Source organism: Saccharothrix stipae (assembly GCF_054781895.1).
Genome location: NZ_BAAGTN010000031.1, coordinates 24710 through 48752, shown reverse-complemented (window position 1 = coordinate 48752; position 24043 = coordinate 24710). Strand labels below are relative to the sequence as shown.

The following is a 24043-nucleotide window of genomic DNA, read 5'->3' as shown; positions in this document are numbered from 1 at the left end:
CAGCCGGCGGGGTGAAAGGGGTGGTCGCAGTGGTGACAAGCCTGGCGAGGCTCGCGTGGCCGCAGCGGACCGCCCTGGTGTTGGGTGGGGTGCTCGTGGTGTGGGGTGCGGCCGACTTCTTGCGCGCCGAATCGCCGCTGGCGGTGCTGCACGTGGTGACCGGTGCGGTGATCGGGGCGGCGGCGCTGCGGACCCGGGTGGCCCGGTTGGTCGGCACGTTGATGGGCGTGGTGTTCCTGGTCGTGTTCGCGTTCGGCGTGGGCGAGCCGGGCGGGGCGATGGACGCCGGGATCGTGGGGAACGCGGTGCACCTGCTGATCGGCTTCGCGTCCGTGGCCGTCGCCGAGAGCTGCGCGTGGTGCGAACAACGAGCCCGCCGCACCGCCCGCTCGAACTGACCCCCGCTGCTCGACTGACCCCGCCGCCACACTTTCGGGTGCACTTCGCGATTCCGATTCTACCGAAACCGCTTGCCACCGCAACCGCTTACCGCCGCAACCGCTTGCGACCGAAGCGTCGAAGGCGGTTGCACCACCCCCCTTTCGGGTACCACCCGTATGACCCGAATGGGGAGGACCGATCAATGCACACGGCGAGCTTGGCGAATCTGGCCGATGTCGAAGGACCGTTCATCTCCGTGTTCCTCGACGTCGGCGATCACGTGGACCTGCGGTGGCGGGCGATGCGCGACCAGCTCCAGGCCATGGCCGCCGACCCGTACCTCGTGGCATTGGCGCACAACGCGATCATGTCCGGGGTGACACCCCGCGGCCTCGCCGGGCGCGGCCTGGTGGTGGGCGGCGGACGGGTTCTGGTGGACCAGTACGTGCCAGTCCCACCTTCCGGCTACACCGCCCGCTTCGGGCCGCTGCCCTACATCCTGCCGCTGGTCGACCTGTCGGAACCCCTCCTGCCGCACGTGGTCGTGCAGGTCGGTGAACACGGCGCGGACCTGCGCGGCGTGGACTCGACCGGGCGACCGGTGGCCGTGGCGACCGTGGGCGCGCGGCGCCCGGGACGGCGCCTGGACGCGGCCGAGCTGGCCGACGTCGCCGAGGAGACGACCGCGCTGGTCGACCGCCTGGACGCACCGCTGCTGGTGCTGGCCGGCCCGTTGGCCGGACGGCGATCACTGCGCGTCGCCTTGCCGACCCGCTACCACCACCTGGTGGTCGAGGTGGAGGGCTCACCCGACCGGGCGGTGTTGCACCTGGCCGGGCGAGCGAATCAGGACGCCCGCCGGGCGGTGGTCGAACGGTTCCGCGACGAGTCCGCGCGGCTGACCGGGCAGGCGGTGCACGGGCTGGAGGCGGTCGGGCAGGCGCTGGCGGACGGCCGGGTCGACACCCTGCTGCTCACCGACACGCTGGTCGGATCGCGCGAGTTCGACGGCCGGCGGGCCGACGAGGTCCTGCCGTTGCGCGCGGTCGAGTGCGGGGCCGAGATCGCGCTCGTCGGCGGGGCGGTCCGGCTGCACGAGGACGTCGGGGCGTTGCTTCACGCGTGATCCGGCACGGGCGATCCAGGTGCGGTCGCTCCGGGTAGGCATGCTTCGAGTGCGGGCGACCCCGCGCGGCGATCCGGGTGGGCGTGACCCGGGTCGGCCGGGTTCGGCGGATTGCCGGGTCCGGCGGAGGTCGGGTGAGGCGGTTCCCGCGTGATCTCCCGCGTGATCCGGGTTCCCCGCGTGCTGCGGTGATCCGGGTGGGAGCGGCGGGGTGGTTGTGGCGGCGGGGTGGTTGTGGCAAGTGGCGGGGTGGTCGGAGCGGGTGGCGGTGGGTGGTTGTGGCCGGTGGGTGTGAGGCTGGTGATTGTCGGGGGCTCCTCTTCGTTTTAACCGAGGATCGGGAACAGTGTTTCCGTACATTTTCGGCCGATGATCACCCGATTGTGTGACCTCACGACCCGCTGGGCTGGGGAAATGTGGAAATGAAAAGGGCTCACTTCCGCAGCATCCGCAGCACGGCGCGCTCCACCGTCTCACGATCGGCCGACTTCGGCTTGATCACCGTCCCCCGGTGGAACAGCTCGACGACCCGCGGGTCGACGTAGGACTTGCGGGCCACCGCCGGCGTGTTGCCCAGGTGCTCGGAGACCTCGCGCATCACCGCCGCCTCCACCCGCTTGCGCCCGCGCTGCGACTCCGGCCGCCCCTCCCGCGCGAACGCCGCCGCCGCCAGCACCGTCGCGTGCCACGTCCGCAGGTCCTTCACCGAGAACTCCGACCCCACCAACTCCTTGAACCGCTCGTTCACGTCATCCGACCCGACCACGCACCCCCGCGCGTCGACCAGCAGCCGCTCGTCGCCGGCCCGCCCCCGCAGCAACCCCCGCACCGCCCGCGCCAGCGACTCGTCGGACACCGCGGTGACGAACTCGATCCCACCCTTGGCCGGGTAGCGGAAGTCCACAGTGGACCGACGCACGGTCACGTGCGAGCACAGCAGCGTGGCCACGCCGTGCGTGCCGTTGTCCGCCGCGTACGTCTCGCCCCCGACCCGGAACACGCCCCGCTCCAACACCGACAACGCCACCGCGAGCACCCGCTCCCGCGACCGCCCCCGCCCGCCGAGCTCCCGCGCCACCTCGGCCCGGAACCCCGGCAGCAGGGGCGCGAGCGCCAGCACCCGTTCGTGCTTCTCCTCGTCCCGGTCCTGCCGCCACCGCTCGTGGTACAGGTACTGGCGGCGCCCGGCCGCGTCCGTGCCGACCGCCTGGATGTGGCCGTTCGGGTGCGGGCACACCCACACGTCGCGCCACGCGGGCGGGATGACGAGGGACTTGATCCGCGCCACCGACCCGGGGTCGAGCGGTGCGCCGTCGGCGTCGTGGTAGCTGAACCCGCGGCCGCGGGCGCGGCGGCACCAGCCGGGGGTGGACGGATCGCTGCGGCGCAGTCTCACAGCGGGCAGGTTCCCTGCCGGGCCTGCCTGAAACACCACCTGGAACACCGCCGGGAACACCGCCTCGACGCCACCGCGAACACCGTCCGGCGCACGAGCGCAACACCGTGGTTAAACCTCCCGGCCAGTGGGTATGGGACCGGCATGACCGAGCCGTGGACCGTGGGAGTCGAACAGGAGTTCCTCCTCGTCGACCCCGAATCGCGCCGACCCGTGCCGCTCGCCGACGCGGTCGCGCAGCACGCCGGAGCCGGCCATGACGTGCAACGGGAGCTCACGCCGTTCCAGATCGAGGTCGCCACCCCGGTGTGCTCGACCGCCGAGGAGCTGGCCGAGCAGGTGCTCGCCGGCCGCCTCCACCTGGCCAAGGCCGCGCACGCGGCGGGCTGCCGGCTGCTGGCCTCGGCGATCCCACCGGTCGGCACGCTGGGGCCGCCGCCGGGCACCGACGACCGCCGCTACCGGATGATGGAACGCACCCACCGCGCGATCGTCGGCGGTCAGGGTGTGTGCGGCATGCACGTCCACGTGGGCGTGCCGGACAACGAAGTCGCGATCCGCGTCTCGAACGCCCTGCGGCCGTGGCTGCCGACGCTGCTGGCGTTGAGCGCGAACTCCCCGATCGAGCAGGCCGAGGACACCGGCTACGCCAGTTGGCGCTCGATCGTGTGGTCGCGGTGGCCGATCAGCGGCCCGCCGCCGCACTTCGCGTCGGCCGACGAGTACGCCCGGACGGTGCGCGCCCTGGAGTCGACGGAGGTGCTGCTCGACCGCGGGATGGTCTACTGGGACGTGCGGCCGTCCGAGCAGCACCCGACCGTCGAGGTGCGGGTGTCGGACATCCCGATGACGGCGCGCGAGGCGGTCGTCATCGCCGAGGTCATCCGGGCGTTCGCCCGCACGGCCGCCGAGTCGGCCGACGCCGAACGGGTGGACGACGTGCTGCTGCGCGCCGCTTATTGGCGGGCCGCGCGCGACGGCGTGGACGGCTTGGCCGTCGACCCGCGCACGGGCAACCTCGTGCCGGCCCGCGATCGCGCCGCCGAACTGGTGTCCTGGTGCGCGGACGCCCTCGCCGACGCCTCCGCGCTGTCCACTGTGGAGGATCACTTGGCCTGGCTCGGCACGCACGGCAGCGGCGCGGCGCGCCAGCGCCGGGCGTTCGGGGCGTCACCCGACGCCCGCGAGCTGGTCGATCTCGTCTTGGCCGAAACGGTCGAAGGTGCCGAGTGAGGTCTACCGTGAGGTTTCGACGCCGCGCCGGCGTCGATGAGTGAAAGGAGTACCGGCGTGCCAGAACCCGCGGCGACGCTCGCTTCCGTGCGGGTCGAAAGACCCTCGGACGGCGTGGTGGTGCTGCACGTGTCGGGCGAGTTGGACACGAGCAGCGCGGACGAGTTGACCAGGCCGCTCAAGGAGCACCTGGTCGAGAACGTGCGGGGTGTGGTGGTGGACCTCGGCGGGGTGCGCTTCCTCGGCTCGGCCGGGTTGGAGTCGCTGGTCGTCGGCAGTCAGCGGGCGGGTGGCCTCGGCATCCCGCTGGTGCTGGTCGCGACCAGCCGGGCGACCCAGCGGCCGATCGAGGCGACGGGGCTGAGCTCGGTGTTCACCGTCGTCGGTTCCGTGGAAGAGGCGTTGAGCCGCTTCTGATACCCGTCCCGCCGGGACCTCGTCCTATCGGACTACAGGGACCGCCGGACCGTCCTGATGGCGCAGCGCACCGCCCCCAACGGGGGCAGTGCGCCCGCCGGGGGCACCACCCACCGCGACGCGGTCGCCGGGATGCGGCGCGGGCCGTGCCAGTAGCGGACGTCGGGTGGCGGCACGTGGCGCGGCTCGGTCTCGGGGTCGGGTCTGGCCAGGAACAGCCAGCGCAGCCGGCGGCCGGGGATGGCGAGGATCGGGCCGAGCGGTCCGGCGGAGATGAGCTGGGTGCTGACCTCGGCGCCCCAGCTGGCGGGTACCTCCACCGCCACCGCGCCCTCGTCCAGCACCAGGGAATCCAGGGGTTCGTCGACGTGCCACGGTTCCATGCCCGCTGATGGTGGCGTCGGCCCGTGTCGGAATTGTGTCCGCTTGCGGTGCGGCGCGTTAATCCTCTCCGAGGTCAATCCTCGCCGATGTCCTCGAACCACAGTTCCGGCTTGGCGGCGATGAAGTCGGTCATCATCCGAACGCAGGTGGGATCGTCCAGCAGGGTGATTTCGACACCGTGTTCGGCGAGCCATTCGTGACCGCCCTGGAACGTTCTCGCCTCACCGACCACCACGTGGGGTATCCCGAACTGGCGAACGAGTCCGCTGCAATACCAGCAGGGTGACAACGTGGTGACCATGACGGTGCCGCGGTAGCTCGCCCGGCGGCCCGCGTTGCGGAACGCGGCGGTCTCGGCGTGGGTGGAGGGGTCGTCGTCCTGCACCCGCCGGTTGTGGCCGCGGCCGAGGAGCGTGCCGTCGGCGGTGAACAGCGCCGCGCCGATCGGGATGCCGCCCTCGGCGAGCCCGGCCCGGGCTTCGGCGACCGCCACCGCCAACATGTCCCGCGGGTCCGCGCTCTCGTCCACGCCGGTCAACCTACTGGTGCGGCGGCGTCCGCACGAACCCCCGGTTGATCGGGAAGGAGCGGTCCGGGTCCGCTCACGCCCCGAAGCACAGGAACCCGGTGCTCGCGGCGAACGCGGCGTCGCCGTGGTCGCGGTGCGCCTCCTGCGCGCCCGCCAGCGCCACCGCGGGCGACTGCCCCGCGCCGAGCCGGCGGTGCAGGTCGACCATCAGCGGTGTGGTCACCTCGGCGGGCACCGGCACGACCGGCGCGACCAGCGTCCGGGTGCCCAGCCCGAGCAGCGCCGCGGTGAACCCCATCACCTCGTCGCCCGGCCGCACCGCCGACAGGCCCGAGTCGCACGCCGACAGCACGACCAGCGCGGGTGGTGTGCGCAACCGCTCCAGGTCGTAGACGGTCAGCGGCCCGTCGGCCAGTTCCAGGGCGGAGAACAGCGGGTTGTCCGCGCGGAACGAGCCGTGCGCGGCCACGTGGGCCAGTGGCGCGCCGTCCATCGCGGACGCCACCGCGTCCACCGTCGCCGCGGCGCCGACCAGCACCGCGGCCGACACCGAGCCCAGCGACGAGATCGCCGCGATCTCCGTCGGAGCGGCCGGCAACCGCGGACCCGCCGCCAAGACCGCCCGATCGTGTGAGACCAGGGTGGACGTCGCCGCACGCAGCCACACCGTCGCCGACGGCACCACGGTCACCGCACGGCCGCGGCACGCGGGCAGCGCCGACCACGGCAGGCCGCCGAGCCGCCCGGTGGGCGCGAGCACCAGCGCCCGGCCGTCGATCCGCCGCCGCAACGGCTCCAGCAGCCTGTTCTGCAGCAACCGCGCCGCGTGCTCCGCGCCGGCGCGCACCGCCGTCCGGTCGACGTGCTCGGGCAGCGTCACCAGCCGGTGCAGGGCGAACCGCAGCAGCCGCAGCTCGCGCAGCGCGCCGTCGAGCGGGCCGAGCCGGTGCAGCGACGCCCGACCTCCCGCCACCACCACGGCCAGCAACGCGCCCTCGTGGTCGATGTACTCCACCAGCGCCGACGCGCCCAGCGCCCGCGCCAGCTCCCCCACCTCCGGCGGCTTGAACACCGCCCCGCCACCACCGGTCTGACGGGTCAGCTCGCGCACGCGCTGCTCGCCGCGCACCTGCCGCTGCCGCAACGCCGCCACCGGTCGGCCCGCGGTGGACGCGGCCTCCAGGTCGGCCGTCACCGCGCGCAGCTCCGCCAGCGCGTCGGCCAGCCCGGAGTCCTCCGGCGGCCGGGCCGGCGTCATCCGCAGCGCCCCGGCCCGCCACGCCTCCGCCCAGCTCAGCACCCGTCCCGCCCGGCCGCCCGCGACCGCCGTGCGCAGGCCTTCCGACGCCAGCGCCGCGCCTTGCGCGCCGCTCAACGCCCGCAGCTCGGTGGCGCCCAGCGACACCCGGTACTCGTCCAGCAGCGCCAACCCCCGCCGCAACGCGATCTGCGCGCCGCGGGCGTTGCCGAGCAGGTCGCGTCGCAACGCCTCGGCGTACCAGCCCCGCACGCGGTGCGCCGCCGGGCCGCCCAGCCGGGCCGCGCCCGCCGTGGTCAGCTCCGCCACCGCGCGCGAGCGGTCGCCGAGGTCGCGGGCGACCAGGGCCGCGTCGACCCGCGCCTCCAGGCCCGCCATCCGCTGGCCGAGCGCCTCCAGCCGGGACGCCACCCTGGTCAACGCCGTCACCAGCGCCCTGGTCCGCTGCCCGCTCAGGTACGCGGCGCGCAGCTCCACGTGCCGCGCGCCCTCGGCCCACACCTCGCGCTTCTCCCGGCGGAAACCCCTGCGCGCGGCGACCGCCATCTCCACGGCCCGCTCCAGGTCGCCCTCCAGCAGGGCGATCCGGGCCCGGTAGAACAACGCCTCCGAGCGGGCCAGCACCAGGTCGCCGCCCAGCTCCTCCAGCGCCCGGTCGGCCGCCGCCCGCGCCTCCTCCAGCAGCGGCACGGACACCAGCAGCTCCAGCCGGTTGATCAGCAGCGCGGGCCGCGGCACCTCCAGCCGCCGGTACTCGCGCTCCGCCTCGGCGAACATCGTCAACGCCCGCGGCACGTCGCCCGCGCGTGACGCGGAGATCCCCGCGTTCCAGCGCACGTCGGCCACGGCCAGCCCCTGGTCCAGGTCCCGGTAGAGCAGGGCCGCGCGGTCGAAGTCCTCGTCCGCCGCGCGCAGGCCGCCGGTGTAGGCGCGCAGCAGCCCCCGGTTGTTCAGCGCCCGGGCCTCCACCAGCCGCTCGCCGAACCGGCGGACCACCTCGATCGCGCCGTTGTACTCGCGCAACGCCTCGTCGTACCGGCACAGGTAGTGCAGCACCAGCCCCCGCTGCATCCGCCCGCTGCCCGCGTCGACGCCGCGCAGGTGCGGCAGCGCCGCGTTGATCGCGCGCAACGCCTGCGCGTGCCGCCCGGTGTTCGAGAGCACGAACGCGAGGCTCATCCGGGCCAACGCCGCCGATCGCGTCGAACCCGCCCGTTCGGCGATCCGCACGGACCGCCGCAAGTGGCGCAGCGCCGCGTCGAAGTCGTGCAGCTCCCGCCACGCGAGACCGATCGCGCGTTCGGCGGTGGACGCCTCTTCGTCGTCCCCCGACGCCCGCGCCGCCCGCAGCGCGGACCGACCCATCTCGATCGCCGCGCGCGGATCCCGTTGCCGGGCTTCCAGCGCTGCGGCGGCGGAAACCCCTGCCACGAGCCCACCTTATGCCCAGGACCACTGTGGTAGCTTGCAAACGCCCAGCACCCGTCGACGCTGCTGTGAGGCCTCGGTGTCCGAACCATCGAATCGCTCCGAGCTCTACCAAGAGGCCTTCCAACAGGCCATCCGCCGGCACAAGAGCTACCGCCTGTACGCCGAACGGGGCCGGGAATTCCTCTTCGTCGCCGGTGAGCTGCTGACCATTCCCGAGGACCTCGACCGGGTCAGCCGCAAACTCGTGCAGAACAACATCGGCAACGACCGCGGCCGGGATTTCGCCGGAATGAACCGGCTGGTCCTGTCCCGCAATTCCGACGACATCCCGGGGATCGTGCGCCTGCTGCGCGACCCGGAGCAGTGGCCGGGCGAGCGCACCCCGTACGTGCAGCCGCACCACGTGCTGGTCGGCCACGGCGGCAACATGCACGGCAACCCGGGCCAGCCGCCACGCGTGGGCTCACCGCTGGCGGACCCGGACCCGAGCACCACCGACCTCGGCAAGGACGTCGTCGTGGGCGTCGTGGACACGGGCATCTCCGCCGCCGCCGCGACCGACCACCCGCTGTGGTTGGGCGGCGCGTTCACGCCCAAGGCCAACGAGGTGGACGTGGCCTACACGCACGAGGACGTGTTCGCCCTGGAGGGCGGGCACGGGACGTTCGTCGCCGGCGTGATCCGGCAGGCCGCTCCCGGCGTCCGGGTCGACCCGGAGAAGGCGCTGGAACCGACCGGGCTCGGCACCGAGGAGGACTTCGTCCGGGCGCTGTCGTCGTTCGACGAGAAGGTGCAGATCGTCAACATCTCGATGGGCTGCTTCACCCAGGACGACGTGGCGTCCGAGCCGGTCCGCCGGGCGGTCGACGCGCTGCCCCGCGAGGTGGTGGTCGTCGCGTCCGCGGGCAACCAGGGCACGAACCGGCCCAGCTGGCCCGCCGCCCTGCCCCGCGTGGTCGCGGTGGCCGCGGTCGCCGAGGAGCGCGACGGCAGCCGGTCCCCCGCGTGCTACTCCAACCACGGGCACTGGGTCGACGCGTGCGCGGTCGGCAACCGGACCAGCACCTTCCTCAAGGGCCGGTGGCAGCTGGCCGGCCTGGAGGTGGACGTCTACGACCGGTTCGCCTACTGGCTGGGCACCTCGTTCGCCGCGCCCCACGTGGCCGGCCGGATCGCCGCCACCATGACCGAACGCCACCTGACCGCCACCCAAGCCCGCGACCACCTGCTGGTCGGCCAACCGCACTTCTTCCCCGGCTACGGCGTCCTGATCGAGTAACCACCGACACCACCCGCGAGGTCGCGTCGATCGACTTCCAGGCGACCGAGCCCGCCGCCTGCGGAGCAGCGGCAATCAGACTCTGTATCTGAGGGGTGTGTCGGCGCTCCGTAGTGTGTGGCAGCGAAGAATCCGAAGTCCGTGACCCGGCTGGGGTCCGCGTCGGCGCAGACCGGGGCGGAGGCGCAGCATCCCCTGGACAAGAGGAGGGGACGTGACCCCTGCATCCCCGAACGCCGAGCTCGTGAGCGCGGCGGCGGAGGGCGATCAGCGCGCGTGGCACGAGATCGTGGAGCGCTACACGCCGCTGGTGCTGGCGGTGGTGCACCGGCACCGGTTGCGGCCGGCGGACGTCGCGGACGTCAACCAGACGGTCTGGCTGCGGCTGGTGGAGCAGCTGCGCAGGCTCCGCGACGCGGACGCGCTGCCCGGTTGGATCGCCACGACCACCCGCAACGAGTGCCTGCGGATGCTGCGGATGCAGCAGCGCACCCAACCGTTCGACCCGCAGTCCGAGGACGAGCCGGTGAGCCCGGACGACGCGGTGGCGGACCTGGACGAGGAGATGGAGGCCGCGCAGCGGCGGCAGGCGTTGCGCGAGGGCTTCCGGATGTTGTCCGAGCAGTGCCGGACGTTGCTGGCCAAGCTCATGGCCGACCCGCCGCCGAGCTACGCGGCGGTCAGCGAGCAGTTGGCCATCCCGGTGGGCAGCATCGGGCCCACCCGGATCAGGTGCCTGGACAAGTTGCGCAAGACTCCCGCGGTGCTAAGGCTGGTCGATCCGCGGCCGGTGGGCGAAGGAGGTGTGGTCGGTGTTGAGAGGCGATCCGGGGTGGGAAAGCGATGAGGTGCTCCTGCGGGAGCTGAGCGCGGCGCTCGCCGAGGAGCGCGACGTGCCCGAGCACATCCTCCAGGCGGCGCGTGCGGCGTACACGTGGCGCACGATCGACGCCGAGTTGCTGGCCCTGACCAGCTACGACTCCGTGCTGGACGCGGAGCTGGCGGTGCGGGCGCGGGCGGCGCACACGGCGCGGCAGCTCGTGTTCGACGCCGAGGGCGTGTCCGTGCAGGTCGAGGTCACCGAGGCCGGTGTCGCGGGCCAGGTGCTGCCCGCAGGGCCGGGTCGGGTCGCGCTGGTGACCGCGGCCGGGCCGGTGGAGGAGGCGGAGCTGGACGAGCTGGGCATGTTCCTGCTCGGCCCGCCGCCGTCGGGTCCGGTCCGGTTCCGCTGCGAGGTGGGCGGCACGACCGTGCTGACCGACTGGGTGCTCGTGTAACCCGATCGGGTAGACCTTGACGGCGGTGGCCACTGGTCCGGAAGATGCAGGCGACTGCTCTCCCCCCACCGCCGCACACCACACATGACCGAGCCCGTCCGCGTCACCCACGCCGAGGAAAGCGCTCCTGCGGCGATCGAGGCGTGGGCGCTGCCGGAGCTGTTCCGGCAGGTCTTCGTCGGGTCCACGGCGGGCATCGCGATCTTCGACGCGCGTGGCGCGCTGGTCGGCGCCAACCCGGCGCTGGAGGCGATGCTGTCGCCCGCGGACCTCACGGCCCTGGTCGCCGACGCACCGTTCACCTCGACGCCGTCCTGCCCGGACGAGGTGCGGGTGCGGCGGGAGTTCACCGACCCTTCGGGCGATCCCGTGTGGACGGACGTGGCGCTGTCCGTGGTCCGCGACGCCGACCGGCGGCCCCGCTGGCACGTCGCCGTGGTCGAGGACACCACCGAGCAACGGGTGCTGCACGACTACCTGCGCCACCAGGCCCTGCACGACGTGCTGACCGGCCTGCCGAACCGGCAGAGCTTCCTGCCGAAGCTGGAGCAGGTGCTGAGCCGACCCGGCTCGATCACGTTGATCTACCTGGACGTGGACGGCGTCGCCATCGTCAACGACGGCCTCGGCTACGAGGCGGGCGACGAGCTGCTCAAGGTGGTGGCACGGCGGCTGACCGAGGTGGTGGCCGGCGAGCGCGCCACGGTGGCGCGCATCGGCGGCGACGAGTTCGTGGTGCTGATCGAGGACTCCCCGACCACGCCGGGCATCTCCGCGCTGGCCGAGGCGATCGAGGCCGCGCTGGCCGAGCCGGTGCGGCTGGCCGGGCACGGCGTCGGCGTGTCGGCGGGCATGGGTTTCGTGCGCACGTCGGCGCGCGGGTCGGACGCGATGGGGCTGCTGCGCCAGGCGCACAGCACGCTGCGCCGCGCGGAGAGCGGCGGCAAGGGCCAGTGGGGCATCTACGACGCCGGGCGGGACGCCCGCGACCGCACCAGGTTGTCGCTGCTCGCCACCATGCCGAGCGCGTTGCGCAACGGCGGGATCGCACTGGACTACGTGCCGGTGGACCGCCGCGGCGAGCCGGTCGCGGTGGCGGTCCGGCTGCGGTGGCACGAGGCGGGGTACGGACCGGTGTCGCACCGGGAGTGCCTGCGGTTCGCCGACGAGCTGGGGCTCGGCGGCCGGCTGGCCGAGTGGGTGCTGGACGAGGCGTGCGCCTTCGCGGCGGCGGAGGGGCTGCCGGTGCTGGTGCGGCTCTCACCGGACCAGTCGCGCGACCCGGACCTGACCGCGCTGGTCGCCGAGGCGCTGCGCTCCTCCGGCCTGCCGCCGGACATGCTGTGGCTGAGCCTGTCCGCGCGGTGCTCGTCCGCACCGGGCCTGGCCGAGGACGGGGAGGCGGTCGACGACAACCTGATCGCGTTGGGTGACATGGGCGTCCGCCGCCTGCTGCACGACGTCACGTTCGCCCTGCCGGAGCTGTCCACTGTGGAGCGTCACGGGCTGTACGGCGTGGAACCGGCCGTGCCGCCCGGGGAGGCGTTGGCGCGCAACGCGTTGGCCGCCGTGCTGCCGCTCGTGCGGGCGACCGGCGCGCTGATCGTCAGCGACTGCCCGCTGCCGGGCGCCGACCTGGTCGAGCGATCGTGATGATCTCGCGGCTGGTGGCGGTGAGCGGGGTCCGGTCCCAGAAGCCGTAGCGCTCGGCCACCTCGAACCCGGTCTCCCGCAGCAGCGCGTCGAGGTGGTCGGCCTCGGTGAACCGCAGCGTCGCCCAGTCGACCACCGGCTCGGGCCAGTCGGGGCTGCTGTGCGTCTCGTTGAACCGCACCAGGCCGTTCTCGACGCTCGCCACGTGGTGCTCGACGCGCACGTGCTCGCCGTTCTCGCCGACGATGTCCACGCCGTGCTCGGGCGACCACCGCTCCCACGCCCGCGCGCCGGGGTTGCGGGTCTCGAACGCGAACCGGCCGCCCGGCCCGAGCGCCTTGCCGATCGCGGTGAACTGCTCCCGCACTTCGTCGTCGGTGAGGAAGATCTGGAACACGTGCCCGGTCATCACGACCAGGTCGAACTCGCCGTCGAACGCGGTGACGCCGAGGTGCCCCTCGACCCGGTCCACGCCGGTCGACCGGCGGGCCACGGCCAGCATCGCCGGGTCGGGGTCGAGGCCGACCAGCCGGCCCGCGTGCCCGCGCGTGCGCGCCACGTGGAGCAACATGCCGGTGCCGCAGCCCACGTCCAGGACGGCGTCCGCGGACATCACCAGGTCGAGGTAGAAGTCGTCGCTCGGACCCCACTCGTTGACCAGGTCGTAGTAGGCCGCCACGTCGGGGGTCGCCGGTTGCTCGGTCATCCGCCCGAGTGTGGCCCGCACGGCGGGGGGCCGCGACCGAATTTCCGGTCGCGGCCCCCTGCGCCGATCAGGATTTCGACTTCGGCAAGCCGAACGCCGGCTAGGCGAACGTCGGCTGGCGCATCGCGTGCTGCACCAGCGTGATCAGCGTCTGCTTGGTCGACTGCCGGTTGCGCGCGTCGCAGGGCACGATCGGCACCGACTGGTCGATCGTCAGCGCCTCCCGGATGTCCTCGATGCGGTGGTGCAGCAGGCCGTCGAAGCAGTTCACGCCCACCACGTACGGCAGCTCGCGGTCCTCGAAGAAGTCGATCGAGGCGAACGCGTCCGACAGCCGGCGGGTGTCGACCAGCACGACCGCGCCGATCGCGCCGCGCACCAGGTCGTCCCACATGAACCAGAAGCGGTGCTGGCCGGGTGTGCCGAACAGGTAGAGGATCAGGTCGCTGTCCAGCGACACCCTGCCGAAGTCCATGGCCACCGTGGTGGTCATCTTGTTGGGCGTGGCCGACAGGTCGTCCACGCCGACGCTGGCCTCGGTCATGACGGCCTCGGTGGTCAGCGGCACGATTTCCGACACCGACCCGACGAAGGTCGTCTTGCCGACACCGAACCCGCCGGCCACCACGATCTTCGTCGACGTGACGGTCAGGCTCGCCGCGGGTGACCCCGCCCGTCCGGGAGCGCCACCGCTCATGTTGCTCTGCTTTCCCTAGTAGTAGGACCTCGCCGGGTGGTGGGACCTAGCCGCGCATGGCGACGTGCAGCTGCGACCGGATCTCCGGGGTGAGCTGGACGCCGACCCGCTCGACCAGCCTGGTCATCGCGTAGCCGATGAGACCGATGTCGCAGTTGGGCGCGGCCAGCACGGCCAGGCACGAACCGTCGCTGATGGACATCAGGAACAGGTAGCCCCGTTCCATCTCCACCACCGTCTGCTTGACCTCGCCCGCCTCGAAGCAGCGCGCCGCGCCGAGGTTGAGGCTCACCAAGCCCGACGAGACGGCCGCGAGCTGCTCGGCTCGGTCGATCGGCAACCGCTCCGAGGACGCGAGCAACAGGCCGTCCGCGGAGACCACGATCGCGTGCGCGACGCCCGCGACCCGGGCGACGAAGTCATCGACCAGCCAACTGAAGTTGTCGAGTTCCTCGGTTGCGGTGGTCACTTCTGCTCCTTGGTCTGATTGCCGCCCCTGGCGGCGGAGGTCCGATTACCGCCTCCGGCGGCAGCGGTCCGACCACCGCCTTCGGCGGAGGTGTTGTCCTCGTTCCCGAACGACAAACCTTCCCACGGCATTCCGGCGTCGTCACCCGCCTGGCGCCCGAGTTGCACGCCGCGCTGGTAGGTGGCGAAGCGCTGCCGCAACCGGTCGGCGGACCGACGCGGCGGCGCGGCCGTCGCCAGACCGGCCGACGGGGAGCCGTTGCCCCCGGACGGCGGGGTCGTCGGCGCCGAACCGCGTGGCGCGGGCGCGGACAGCGAGCCCGGCATCAGGCGCGCCTTGGGGACGCGCTTGGGCAGACCCGCGGTGGTGGTGTCGTCCACCGGGGCCTTGAGCGCGCTGGACGCCACGGTCCAGCTGTCGTCCGCGGCCGCGCCCCAGCCGGGCGTCGACGCGCCGGACGACGGGATCGCCGACGGCGCGGGCTCGCGCTTGGGCAGACCGGCCGGGGTGGCGCCGCGCGGCGCGGGCGGGGTCGTCCGGCTCGGCGCGGGCGGTGGCGTGATCAGGTCGGACCGGTCGGTGTAGGCGGTCTGCTCCGACGCGGTGCCCTGGTGGCGGGTGGCGCCGTCGCCGCCGTCGGTGCCCATCAGCTCGGCCCGGTCGGCGAACATCGTCTTCTCCGACGCCGTCTCCGGCGGCACGGCGGACGGCTGGTGCTCGCCCAGCTCGCCGCGCACGGCACCCTCGGCCTCGCCGCCCTGGAACCAGCGCGACAGCACGTCCTCGTATATCGGCAGCCGCTGGGTGGAGGCGTCGTCCTCCTCCTCGACCACGACCGGCGCGGGCCTCGCGGCCGACGGCGGGTAGGAGTAGTCCGGCACCTCGTCGCCGGGCGGCGGCACGGTCTCGGCCACGGTGGCGGTGAACAGGTCCGACGCCGAGGTCTGCTCGACCTCGAAGTACCCGCCGGGCTCCGCCTCGTGCGTGTGCACGACCTGCGGCCCGGTCGTGGCCGGCAGGTCCAGCGGCGCGTAGCCGCCGGGCGCGATCTCCGGCGTCCACTTGGGCACGCCGGCCAGCACGCCGACACCGCTGTCCTCCAGCTGCGGCACGGCCTGGCGCTGCGGCAGCGCCGCGGGCACGGGCCGGGGCTGCAACGGCTCGGGGCCGCGGTGCAGCAGGTCCATGGGGAGCACGACCTGGGCCGTGACGCCACCCTCTATGTCGTCGTTGTTGCTCAACGTGACCCGGATGTTGTGCCGCTTGGCGAGCTGGCCGACCACGTACAGGCCCATCTCGCGGGCCACCGACACGTCGACCTCGGGCGGGTCGGCGAGCTTGGTGTTGGCCTCGACGACGTCCTGCTCCTGCATGCCGACACCGCGGTCGTGGATGCGGATGGACACCTCGCCGCGCCGGGTCTCGATCGCCCGCACGGTCACCTTGGTGGTGGGCTTGGAGAACGCGGTCGCGTTGTCCAGCAGCTCGGCGATGAGGTGCGCGAGGTCGTTGACCACGCGGCCCTGGACCTTGAGCTCCGGCGCGGGCGCGATCTGGATCCGCGCGTACTTCTCCACCTCGGACACCGCGGCGCCGAGCACCTCGGAGATCGGCACCGGCCGGGTGACCCGGCGGTTGACCGTGGTGCCGGACAGCACCAGCAGGTTCTCGCTGTTGCGGCGCATCTGGGTGGCCAGGTGGTCCAGCTCGAACAGGCTGGCCAGCTGGTCGGGGTCCTGCTCGTCCTGCTCCAGCCGGTCGATGACGGTGATCTGCCGCTCGACCAGCGCCTGCGAGCGCCGGGACAGGTTGATGAACATGTCGTTGACGTTCGCGCGCAGCGCCACCTGCTCGACCGCGAGGCGGACGGCTTCGCGCTGCACGGCGTCGAACGCCCGCGCCACCTGGCCGACCTCCTCGGTGGTGTTGATCGGCACCGGCACGAGCGCCTCCTCCGCGGCACGGGCCGGGTCGCGGTGCGTCCGGATCCGGCGGATCGCGTCGGGCAGGCGGTTGCGGGCCACGTCCAACGCGGTTCGGCGCAGCACGCGCAGCGGCGTCAGCATCGAGCGGGCGACGAAGGCCATGAGGGCGAACGCGATCACCAGCGCCACGGCGACCAGCGCCGCGTCACGCCACGCGGACGCGCGGGCCGCCTCGGTCTCGTCGATCGCCGCCTGGTTGGCCTGCCGCTCGATGTCCTGCGACACCTGGCGCAGCAGCCCGGCGGTCTCCTCGCCGACGGCCATGACGTCGCGGTCGGAGATGGACACCTCGCCGGTGTCCTCCTGCTGCACCAGCGCCAGCTGCACCAACCGGTTGCGACCGTCCACCGGCGCGCCGGACACGGTGTCCGACAGCAGCTGGCGGTTCTCCTGGCTCGCGGTGTTGGCGAAGTCGGTGAGCGCGGCGTCCAGTCGGGACTGCGCCGAGCGCAGCGCGTTGACCTGGCCGGGCGCGAACTCGCCGCGCTTGGCCGTGGACAGCAGGATCGAGTTCTGCTGGGACAGCTGCTCCTTCGCGGTGTAGAGCGCGAGGTTGGCGCCGGCCAGCGGGGTGATCGTCTCGTTGCTCAGGCTGCTCGCCGTGGCGCGGTGCACCTGTGCGAGCGCGGCCAGCACCTGGCCGTAGGCGCTGTGCACCGAGATGTCGGGGTACTTGGTGGTGGTCACCGTGTTCCGCAGCGCGTTGAGGCCGTCCAGCGACTGCAACGACTTCTGGAACGACTCGCGCACCGCGTCGTCCACACCGGTCGTGGCGGCCGCGACGTCGCGCAGCCTGCCGACCTCGGCGTCGACCTTGCTGGCGCGCGTCTGGAACTCGGGCCCGTTCTCCTGCCGGCCGCCCGCCACGAACCAGACCGCGGCGTCGCGTTCCAGTTGCAGCGCGTCGGAGACCGCCGCCACCTGGGCGGACAGCTGGAGCTCACGCTGGATCTGGCCGAACAGCTCCACGTCGTCCAGCTGGGTGTTCAACCTCAGCCCGGCGAGCGTCAGCGTGCTCAGCGCGGGCACCAGGAGCACCACGGCCAGCTTGCTGCGCAGGCGCCAGTTCCGCAGACGCCACCGGGAGACTCCCCGGTCGGCGGGCACGGCGCCTGTGCTGGGACCCGAGTCGGGTGGACCGCTCCCAGCGACACCCGCATCGAGTTGATTCCGCTCCGGATCTCTCCCGGAGGCGTGGTCGTCGTGACCGCGCACCGTCAGCACACTCCCCAGCCCGGAGAAACGACACATCCCTACAAACCCGGTGGATCTTGGTGGAAAAATCCGCCGAGTCATACCGCCGTTCGGACGAGGTAGCCGGTACTTTGCAAATCAACCATTGTCGCGCGCACCTGGGCGGGACGCGCTAAACGATCGCTAACCGGCGTTCATGGTTTTTTCATGCCCTCGACCCGAACGGGAAACACCGCGCGGGGGGAGCCCGGCGACGAGCTCCCCCCGGTCGGTTCAGCTACCCGGCGTGCCGACCAACATCGGCTTGACGTCGAAGTCCTTCTCCAGCAAGCCGTAGGTTCGCATCAGCCCGGCGACGCGCTGCAAGCGGGTGGCGTCCAGGGTGGTCGGGAACTCGCCGAAGTGCACGAGGCTGGCGGTTTCCTTGTCGACCTTGGCGTACTCCACCAGCAGCGGCTCGACCGTGGGGCGGTCCGCCGCGTCGCGCTGGCCCTTCGCCATCGCGCGCTGGAACGCGGCGACGGTGTTCGGGTTCTCCTTCACGAACTTGCCGGTCGTGGCGTAGCCCGCGATCGGGATGTCGGCCGTGGGGCCGGACGCCGCGTCCAGCACGGTGATCTGGCCGCTCGCGCGCTGGGCGCGGCTGATGAACGGCTCCACCATGAAGGCCGCGTCGACCGCGCCGTTCTGGACCGCGGCTTCCATGTCCGGGAACGGCAGCTCCTTGAAGTTCACCTTGGACGGGTCCACGTCGTTGGCTTCCAACGTGGCCTTCGCGGTGAGCTCGGCGATGTTCTTGAACGTGTTGATCGCGATGGTCTTGCCCTCGAGGTCCTTCGGCGACTTGATCGGGGAGTCCGCCTTGGCGAGGATCAGGAACATCTCCGGCTTGGCCTGGTACCCGTCGCTGACCAGCTTGAGGCCGTCGACGGCCTTGGCCGCCTCCTTCGCCTCGGCCGCGAAGAACGAGACCCAGTTGCCGAAGGAGATGTCGAGGCTGCCGTTGATCAGGCCCGGGATGGCCATGGCGCCACCCTGGATGATCTCGGCCTTGACCTCCAGACCCTCCTCCTCAAAGTAACCCTTCTTCTTCGCGACGTGGACGGACGCGACGTCGAGGATGTTCAGCAGGCCGACCGTGATCGTGGCCTTCTCGACCTTGCCCGGTGCGGCGGCTTCGGTGGGCTTGGCCTCGGAACCACCGAGGGCACCGCAACCGGCGACCACGGCGAGCATCGCGACTGCGGACACTACGCCGAAGATCCTTCGAGCCGAGAGGCCGACTCTTCGAGTCATGGGGGGCATCTCCTGTTGGAGTGGCGACTTTGCGGGGGCAGGATGCACGGGCGACCGAGGCACTGCGGAGCCCACTCAAAGTGACACGAGTGGATCGGCAAGACCCCAGTCGACCGACACTCGAAGGCTGATCCACTACCTTCGGTGAGCATCTTTGCACAGGCTGTCCAGAGGTTGGGGTATGCGGTGAGCGATCTTGACGCGGAATGGGCCGTACAGAGCAACCGGCGCCCGGTGGGCATCGTCGGCGCGGGCCCCGCGGGATTGACCTTGGGGAACCTGCTCCGCGAAGCCGGAATCCCCTGCGTGGTGCTGGAAAAAGGCACTCGCGAGCACATCGAGACCCGGCCGCGCGCCGGGGTGCTGGAGCACCGCGCGGTGCAAATGTTGACCGAGCACGGGCTCGCGGACCGGTTGCTCCAAGAGGCGGACAGGCATGGCGCGTGCGAATTCCGGGTGAACGGACAGGCGCACGAGGTGGACTACGCCACCCTGTACGACGGCCAGACGCACTACATCTACCCGCAGCAGGAGGTCGTCCAGGACCTCGTGCGGCACTACGTGGACGTGCGCGGCGGCGCCGTGCGGTGGTCGGTCACGGACGTCGAACTGCACGACATCGAGTCCACCGAACCGGCTCTGACCTGGACCAACGCCGACGGCAGCCGGGAGCGGCTCGACTGCTCGTTCATCGCGGGCGCGGACGGGTTCCACGGCGTGACGCGGCGCAGCATCCCGGCGGGCGCGGTGCAGGAGTTCAGCCACCAGCACGGCATCGAGTGGCTGAGCATCCTGGCCGAGGCCCCGCCATCCACCCACAAGGTGATTTACGCGCTTCACCCGGATGGATTCGCGGGTCATATGCTCCGCAGTTCTACGGTCTCGCGCTACTACCTCCAGGTTCCGGTGGACGACACCGTGGACAACTGGCCCGACGAGCGGGTGTGGGCGGAGCTGCACAAGCGGTTGGCGCTTCGGGACTCGGACTGGAAGCTCACCGAGGGGCGCATCGTCGAGAAGCGCATCCTGGACATGCGCAGCCACGTGGTCGAACCAATGAACCACGGCAACCTGTACCTGCTGGGCGACGCGGCCCACATCATCACCCCGGTGGGGGCAAAGGGAATGAACCTCGCGTTGCACGACGCCGAGGTGCTCGCCGACGCCCTGGCGCGCTACCACCGAACGGGTGATGAGACGGGCCTGCGGAGCTACTCCGAGATCTGCCTGCGCCGCGTCTGGCGTGCGCAGGAGTTCTCGCAGTGGATGGTGTTCATGATCCACCGGTCGCCGGAACCGTTCCTGAGCCGGTTGGGTCAAGCCCGACTCGAACACCTCATCGCCTCCGGGTCGTCGGCGGGCTATTTCGCCCAAAACTACGTGGGGCCCTGAGACGAACACCTCACGATTAGTCGGGCCGCACTTCGGGGAATCGGCCCGCAATGAGACTGGATTACCGGCGCCTTGTTCTCCGCCAGGGCATTCGGGGGTGCTCGACCCGGAGAACAAGGCGAGGGCCGGCCGAGCAGTCGAATACATTCCGATTCCGCCGGCCGCGACACCGCGCGGCGCCGGCCCGGCGGCGGCCCGATGCATTCGTCGCCGATTCCACCCGATGGACGACCGGAGCGGACCGCGCTATCGCCGCCAGGACCGCCGGAACCCATACGAATAACCGATGCAATAGCCCGAGGGGACGCCCCCGAAAACTTTCGGACCCCACGGGCGGTAAGCACGTGACGACGGCGCGCTGATCATTTCGCGCGGCCGCGCCCGGCCCACCGACGGGAATGATGTCGAATCGTTGCGAACGACCTCCGTCGAAACCGCGCCCACCACCCCGGAACACAACGACGGGCGACCCGCGGCACCGGCCCCGAGAGGGCCGACGAGCCGCGAATCGCCCGTCGAGCGATTCCCTTGCCGGACAACCGCGATCAGGTCGTGGCGCGCTCCTCGGCCTCGGCCCGCGAGGCCTCCGCCCGCTCCGCCTCGGCCCACTTCGCCGCCTGCTGCTCGTTGGCCAACCGCCGCGCCCGGACCTGCTCGGAGGTCTTGCCGACGTTGAGCAACCGCGCCACCTCGGCCCGCAGCGCGACGAACGCCTCGGACTCGCGGGTGGTGATCTGGTCGCGCTCGGCGGGCAGGTCGACCTTCAGGTCCGCCACCACCGACGCGGGCGAGGTGGAGAGCACCAGGATGCGGTCTCCCAGGTAGACGCTCTCGTCGATGTCGTGCGTCACCACGAGCACCGTGGTGTCCTGCTCGGTGCGCACCTTCAGCAGCAGGTCCTCCAGCTCGAACCGGGTCTGCGCGTCCACTGACGCGAACGGCTCGTCCATCAGCAGCAACGCGGGCCGGTACGCCAGCGCCCGGGCGATCGCGACGCGCTGCTGCATGCCGCCCGACAGCTGCCACGGGTACTTGCGGCCGGCCGCCGACAGGCCGACCCACTCCAACGCCTCGGCCGCGCGGGCACGGCGCTCGGCGCGGCGCAGCGAGCGGCGCAGCGGGAACTCGACGTTCTTCTGCACCGTCAGCCAGGGGAACAGCGAGCGGCTGTAGTCCTGGAACACCACGGCCAGGTCGTCGGGCACGCCGCGGACCTCGTTGCCGTGCAGGCTGATCTCACCGCGGGTCGGGCGGATCAGGCCGGAGATGGTGCGCAGCAGCGTGGACTTGCCGCAGCCGGACGGACCGACCACGCAGACCAACTCGCCGGTGCCGACGGTGAACGACAGGTCGGCGATCGCGGTGTGCGCGCCGTCCTTCGCCTGGTAGGTGTGGCCGAGGTCGGCCACTTCGAGCATCGCGGTCATACTTTTTCCTCCACCGTCGCGGGGGTGCGCTCCTGCTTCGGTTGCCACGCAAGGGCTTTGCGCTCGAAGGCGAGGAGCACGGTGTTGAGGGCGTAGCCGAGGACACCCAGCAGGATGATCCCGGCCCACATGTCGGGGAAGTCGAACTCCCGCTGTGCGACGAGGAGTTGCGACCCGATCCCGTTGTCGGTTCCGACCAGTTCGGAGACGACCATGAGCACCAGCGACAGCGACAGGGAGACCCGCAACCCGGCGAAGATCTTCGGCGCCGCGGAGGGCAGCACGACACCGAGGATCCACTGTGGCTTGGGGATGCGGAACACCGCCGAGGTCTCGAACTTCGTGGCGTCGACGGAGCGTGCGCCGTCGACGCTGTTGAGCAGGATGGGCCACAGCACGCCGAAGATGATCGTGGCGAGCTGCATGGTGGTGCCGATGCTGAACACGAGCAGGAACACCGGCACCAGCAGGGGCGGCGGGATGGAGCGCATGAACGTCAGCAGCGGCCCGGCGTACTCGGCGGCCGTCGCGGAACGGCCGAGCGCCACGCCGAGCGAGATGCCGACGACGGCCGCGACGCCCCAGCCGGTGAGCAGCCGACCGATGCTCGGGAGCACGTGCTCGAACACCGTCTCGGTGAGGAAGAGGTCGCCGGCCGGGCCGGAGAACCACAGGCCCTGCGCCGCCACGGCGATCTCGGTCGGGCGCGGGAAGAACGTGTCGTCGGCGTACCAGGTGAGCAGTTCCCAGACCACGACGAGGCCCGCGAACACCGCCCACCGCTGGACGAATCGGCTCACGACCGACCTCCGGTGACCGAGCTCCAGCCGACCCAGCGGCGCTGGGCGCGTTCCAGCCCTTCGTTGAGCAGGTAGCCGATCACGCCCGCGACCGCGGTGCCGGCCAGGACGATGTCCATCCGCCCTCCGCCGCTGCGGGCGTCCGCGATGAACTGCCCGATGCCGCCGGAGCCGCCTTCCAGCAGCTCCACGCTGACCACCACGACCAGGCTCGTCGTGGCGGCCAGCCGGATGCCGGTCAGCACGAACGGCAACGCGCTGGGCAGCGCCACCGAGGACAGCACGCGCACCCGGCCCGTGCCGAACGCGCGCGCCGTCTCGACCAGCAGGGGGTCGAGCTCGTCGAGCGCGTAGATGGTGTTGAACAGGATGGGCCAGATGGCCGCGTACACCGCGAGGGTGATCTTGGTTTCCGGCCCGATGCCGAGCAGCAGCACCGCCAGCGGGATGAGCGCCACCGACGGGATGGGCCGCAGGAACTCGACCACCGCGCGGGTGGCGTGCCGGACGGACGCCACGCTGCCCAGGACGAGGCCGAGCGGGACGGCGATCCCGGTCGACAGCCCCACGGCGATGAGCACGGCGAGGACCGTCGCGACGACGTCCCGCAGGAAAGCCTCGTCCCCCAACAACTTCACGAGTTCCACCGCTACGACGGACGGCGGTGGCAGGTACTCCGGGGGAACCAGCCGGGACCGGCCGAACAGCTCCCAGATGACGAGGAACCCGGCCACACCGAGCAGTCCTCGGGTGAGCGCACGCACGCGCAAACGCCTCTTCCCAGTTGATCAACCCCAGCCAACCCGGCTCAATCTAGAGAGTGAAGTCCTTCGCCACAATGAGTGGCGGGAAAACTTCGGGATGTGATCTTGCAAATTGCCGTCAGCGGACGCTGAAGCGAGGCAACCCTTCCGCTCAGTGGGATCAGGGGTTGGCGCACGGCGGTTCGTAGGGCACGTCGGGGAAGTAGCCGGCCCACTGCTGACCGGTGATCCCGGGGTGCGCGGTGGCGCAGATCCGCTCCACCACCCGGTCCAGGTCGGTCTCCCAGAACCGCAGCACCGAGTCGCCCGCGCTGACCAGCGTGTGCCCGTCGGGCGCGAACGCCACCGAGGTGGCGCCCGAGGGGTGCGCGGCGAACACGGCCGACTGCCGCACCGGCCCCGAGCCCGGCACCTCGTACAGGCGCAGGTTCCCGTCACCGCCCGCCACCACGGCCAGGTCGTCGCCGACCGCGACCGCGCGCACCGCCGACCCCAGCGGCTCGGAGGAGGTGAGCCACGCGGGCGACTCGGTGCCGTCGTCCCACTTAGGTCGGGGCTGCCGCCACAACTCGGCCTTGCCGTACGGCGGCTGCACCGTGACCACCCAGCCGCCGGGCGCCACCGCCACCGCACTGGGGTACCCGCTGTCCAAGCTGTTGCGGCGCAGGCGCTCGGGCCGCGCCGGCACGGTCGTGTCCCACTCCTCGACCACCCCGTCGACGCCGGCGACCACCAGCCGGTCCCCGGTGCCGTCGAACGCCAGCGTGCTGATCGGGACGTCACGGTTGTCCTGGTCGGCGAACTCGGCGGTCTGCGCCATGGCCTTCACGTCCCACAGCCTGGTCCACCCGTCGGTGATCCCGGCCACGGCGAAGTACCTGCCCTTCGGGCTGAACGCCACCACGCCGCCCCGTCCCGCCTCGCCCACCAGGTCGGGCGAGGCCGGGTT

General features: G+C 71.9%; 22 protein-coding genes. 9 read left to right on the top strand and 13 right to left on the bottom strand.

The window, feature by feature from the left end; all coding sequences use genetic code 11:
• Nucleotides 1-20: 20 nt before the first annotated feature.
• Both ACYVLT_RS38560 and ACYVLT_RS38555 read left to right on the top strand, forming a co-directional pair.
• Nucleotides 21-398 carry a hypothetical protein gene (locus ACYVLT_RS38560; protein WP_461125103.1) on the top strand — a complete coding sequence of 126 codons (378 nt, stop codon included), beginning with the start codon at nucleotides 21-23 and terminating at the stop codon, nucleotides 396-398.
• A gap of 185 nt (nucleotides 399-583) precedes the next feature.
• Nucleotides 584-1507, top strand: a complete 924-nt coding sequence (locus ACYVLT_RS38555; protein ID WP_461125102.1) for a baeRF2 domain-containing protein — start codon at nucleotides 584-586, stop codon at nucleotides 1505-1507.
• A gap of 433 nt (nucleotides 1508-1940) precedes the next feature.
• On the opposite strand, the gene ACYVLT_RS38550 is transcribed toward ACYVLT_RS38555, so the two are convergent.
• Entirely contained in the window at nucleotides 1941-2903 is a 963-nt protein-coding gene (locus ACYVLT_RS38550) for a DNA topoisomerase IB (protein WP_461125101.1), read from the bottom strand.
• A gap of 144 nt (nucleotides 2904-3047) precedes the next feature.
• On the opposite strand from ACYVLT_RS38550, the gene ACYVLT_RS38545 reads away from it, so the two are divergent.
• Both ACYVLT_RS38545 and ACYVLT_RS38540 read left to right on the top strand, forming a co-directional pair.
• The gene (locus tag ACYVLT_RS38545) at nucleotides 3048-4136 is read left to right on the top strand and encodes a carboxylate-amine ligase (RefSeq protein WP_461125100.1); all 1089 of its coding nucleotides are present in this window, start codon (nucleotides 3048-3050) and stop codon (nucleotides 4134-4136) included.
• A gap of 87 nt (nucleotides 4137-4223) precedes the next feature.
• Complete coding sequence (locus tag ACYVLT_RS38540; protein ID WP_461125099.1) at nucleotides 4224-4553, top strand: STAS domain-containing protein; 330 nt, start codon at nucleotides 4224-4226, stop codon at nucleotides 4551-4553.
• Nucleotides 4554-4585: 32 nt separating this feature from the next.
• Here ACYVLT_RS38540 and ACYVLT_RS38535 read toward each other — a convergent pair whose 3' ends face one another.
• From ACYVLT_RS38535 to ACYVLT_RS38525, 3 genes are all read right to left on the bottom strand, one after another.
• On the bottom strand, nucleotides 4586-4936 hold the full coding sequence (locus ACYVLT_RS38535) for a hypothetical protein (RefSeq protein WP_461125098.1): 351 nt from the start codon (nucleotides 4934-4936) through the stop codon (nucleotides 4586-4588).
• Nucleotides 4937-5010: 74 nt separating this feature from the next.
• Nucleotides 5011-5439 (bottom strand): nucleoside deaminase, encoded by a 429-nt coding sequence (locus ACYVLT_RS38530; protein WP_461125408.1) that lies wholly within the window; start codon nucleotides 5437-5439, stop codon nucleotides 5011-5013.
• A gap of 100 nt (nucleotides 5440-5539) precedes the next feature.
• On the bottom strand, nucleotides 5540-8155 hold the full coding sequence (locus tag ACYVLT_RS38525; RefSeq protein ID WP_461125097.1) for a CHAT domain-containing protein: 2616 nt from the start codon (nucleotides 8153-8155) through the stop codon (nucleotides 5540-5542).
• A gap of 76 nt (nucleotides 8156-8231) precedes the next feature.
• On the opposite strand from ACYVLT_RS38525, the gene ACYVLT_RS38520 reads away from it, so the two are divergent.
• The 4 genes from ACYVLT_RS38520 to ACYVLT_RS38505 all read left to right on the top strand — a co-directional run bounded on the left by ACYVLT_RS38520 (nucleotide 8232) and on the right by ACYVLT_RS38505 (nucleotide 12364).
• Complete coding sequence (locus ACYVLT_RS38520; RefSeq protein WP_461125096.1) at nucleotides 8232-9434, top strand: S8 family peptidase; 1203 nt, start codon at nucleotides 8232-8234, stop codon at nucleotides 9432-9434.
• 214 nt (nucleotides 9435-9648) lie between these two features.
• The gene (locus ACYVLT_RS38515; protein WP_461125095.1) at nucleotides 9649-10281 is read left to right on the top strand and encodes an RNA polymerase sigma factor; all 633 of its coding nucleotides are present in this window, start codon (nucleotides 9649-9651) and stop codon (nucleotides 10279-10281) included.
• Nucleotides 10247-10711, top strand: coding sequence for a hypothetical protein (locus ACYVLT_RS38510; protein ID WP_461125094.1), 465 nt, complete (start codon nucleotides 10247-10249; stop codon nucleotides 10709-10711). The genes ACYVLT_RS38515 and ACYVLT_RS38510 overlap by 35 nt, the downstream gene beginning before the upstream one ends.
• Before the next feature lie 84 nt (nucleotides 10712-10795).
• Nucleotides 10796-12364: a diguanylate cyclase domain-containing protein gene (locus ACYVLT_RS38505; RefSeq protein WP_461125093.1), complete on the top strand. Its 1569-nt coding sequence runs from the start codon at nucleotides 10796-10798 to the stop codon at nucleotides 12362-12364.
• Here ACYVLT_RS38505 and ACYVLT_RS38500 read toward each other — a convergent pair.
• The 5 genes from ACYVLT_RS38500 to ACYVLT_RS38480 form a co-directional block, all read right to left on the bottom strand.
• A complete protein-coding gene (locus ACYVLT_RS38500; RefSeq protein WP_461125092.1) occupies nucleotides 12318-13070 on the bottom strand; it encodes a class I SAM-dependent methyltransferase in 753 nt (250 codons plus the stop codon). The two genes, ACYVLT_RS38505 and ACYVLT_RS38500, sit on opposite strands and share 47 nt — an antisense overlap.
• A 100-nt stretch (nucleotides 13071-13170) precedes the next feature.
• Nucleotides 13171-13767: a GTP-binding protein gene (locus ACYVLT_RS38495; RefSeq protein ID WP_461125091.1), complete on the bottom strand. Its 597-nt coding sequence runs from the start codon at nucleotides 13765-13767 to the stop codon at nucleotides 13171-13173.
• Nucleotides 13768-13813: 46 nt separating this feature from the next.
• The gene (locus ACYVLT_RS38490) at nucleotides 13814-14236 is read right to left on the bottom strand and encodes a roadblock/LC7 domain-containing protein (RefSeq protein ID WP_461125090.1); all 423 of its coding nucleotides are present in this window, start codon (nucleotides 14234-14236) and stop codon (nucleotides 13814-13816) included.
• A complete protein-coding gene (locus tag ACYVLT_RS38485) occupies nucleotides 14233-17328 on the bottom strand; it encodes a sensor histidine kinase (RefSeq protein WP_461125089.1) in 3096 nt (1031 codons plus the stop codon). The genes ACYVLT_RS38490 and ACYVLT_RS38485 overlap by 4 nt, the downstream gene beginning before the upstream one ends.
• Before the next feature lie 360 nt (nucleotides 17329-17688).
• Complete coding sequence (locus ACYVLT_RS38480) at nucleotides 17689-18666, bottom strand: ABC transporter substrate-binding protein (RefSeq protein ID WP_461125088.1); 978 nt, start codon at nucleotides 18664-18666, stop codon at nucleotides 17689-17691.
• A gap of 231 nt (nucleotides 18667-18897) precedes the next feature.
• Between ACYVLT_RS38480 and ACYVLT_RS38475 the strand changes: the two genes are divergently transcribed.
• Nucleotides 18898-20103, top strand: a complete 1206-nt coding sequence (locus ACYVLT_RS38475; protein WP_461125087.1) for a 4-hydroxybenzoate 3-monooxygenase — start codon at nucleotides 18898-18900, stop codon at nucleotides 20101-20103.
• 545 nt (nucleotides 20104-20648) lie between these two features.
• Here ACYVLT_RS38475 and ACYVLT_RS38470 read toward each other — a convergent pair.
• The 4 genes from ACYVLT_RS38470 to ACYVLT_RS38455 form a co-directional block, all read right to left on the bottom strand.
• Nucleotides 20649-21530 carry an ABC transporter ATP-binding protein gene (locus ACYVLT_RS38470; RefSeq protein ID WP_461125086.1) on the bottom strand — a complete coding sequence of 294 codons (882 nt, stop codon included), beginning with the start codon at nucleotides 21528-21530 and terminating at the stop codon, nucleotides 20649-20651.
• Nucleotides 21527-22330 carry an ABC transporter permease gene (locus ACYVLT_RS38465; RefSeq protein WP_461125085.1) on the bottom strand — a complete coding sequence of 268 codons (804 nt, stop codon included), beginning with the start codon at nucleotides 22328-22330 and terminating at the stop codon, nucleotides 21527-21529. Before ACYVLT_RS38465 ends, ACYVLT_RS38470 begins: the two co-directional genes overlap by 4 nt.
• On the bottom strand, nucleotides 22327-23094 hold the full coding sequence (locus ACYVLT_RS38460; RefSeq protein WP_461125084.1) for an ABC transporter permease: 768 nt from the start codon (nucleotides 23092-23094) through the stop codon (nucleotides 22327-22329). Before ACYVLT_RS38460 ends, ACYVLT_RS38465 begins: the two co-directional genes overlap by 4 nt.
• Nucleotides 23095-23254: 160 nt before the next feature.
• Nucleotides 23255-23962 carry a WD40 repeat domain-containing protein gene (locus ACYVLT_RS38455; protein WP_461125407.1) on the bottom strand — a complete coding sequence of 236 codons (708 nt, stop codon included), beginning with the start codon at nucleotides 23960-23962 and terminating at the stop codon, nucleotides 23255-23257.
• Nucleotides 23963-24043 lie beyond the last annotated feature (81 nt).

What these genes read in the sequence shown, in the direction of transcription:
- ACYVLT_RS38555 (WP_461125102.1), top strand. Translation starts at nt 584, where the DNA reads ATGCACACGGCGAGCTTGGCGAATCTGGCCGATGTCGAAGGACCGTTC.
- ACYVLT_RS38545 (WP_461125100.1), top strand. Translation starts at nt 3,048, where the DNA reads ATGACCGAGCCGTGGACCGTGGGAGTCGAACAGGAGTTCCTCCTCGTC.
- ACYVLT_RS38535 (WP_461125098.1), bottom strand. Translation starts at nt 4,936, where the DNA reads ATGGAACCGTGGCACGTCGACGAACCCCTGGATTCCCTGGTGCTGGAC.
- ACYVLT_RS38530 (WP_461125408.1), bottom strand. Translation starts at nt 5,439, where the DNA reads ATGTTGGCGGTGGCGGTCGCCGAAGCCCGGGCCGGGCTCGCCGAGGGC.
- ACYVLT_RS38505 (WP_461125093.1), top strand. Translation starts at nt 10,796, where the DNA reads ATGACCGAGCCCGTCCGCGTCACCCACGCCGAGGAAAGCGCTCCTGCG.
- ACYVLT_RS38500 (WP_461125092.1), bottom strand. Translation starts at nt 13,070, where the DNA reads ATGACCGAGCAACCGGCGACCCCCGACGTGGCGGCCTACTACGACCTG.
- ACYVLT_RS38495 (WP_461125091.1), bottom strand. Translation starts at nt 13,767, where the DNA reads ATGAGCGGTGGCGCTCCCGGACGGGCGGGGTCACCCGCGGCGAGCCTG.
- ACYVLT_RS38470 (WP_461125086.1), bottom strand. Translation starts at nt 21,530, where the DNA reads ATGACCGCGATGCTCGAAGTGGCCGACCTCGGCCACACCTACCAGGCG.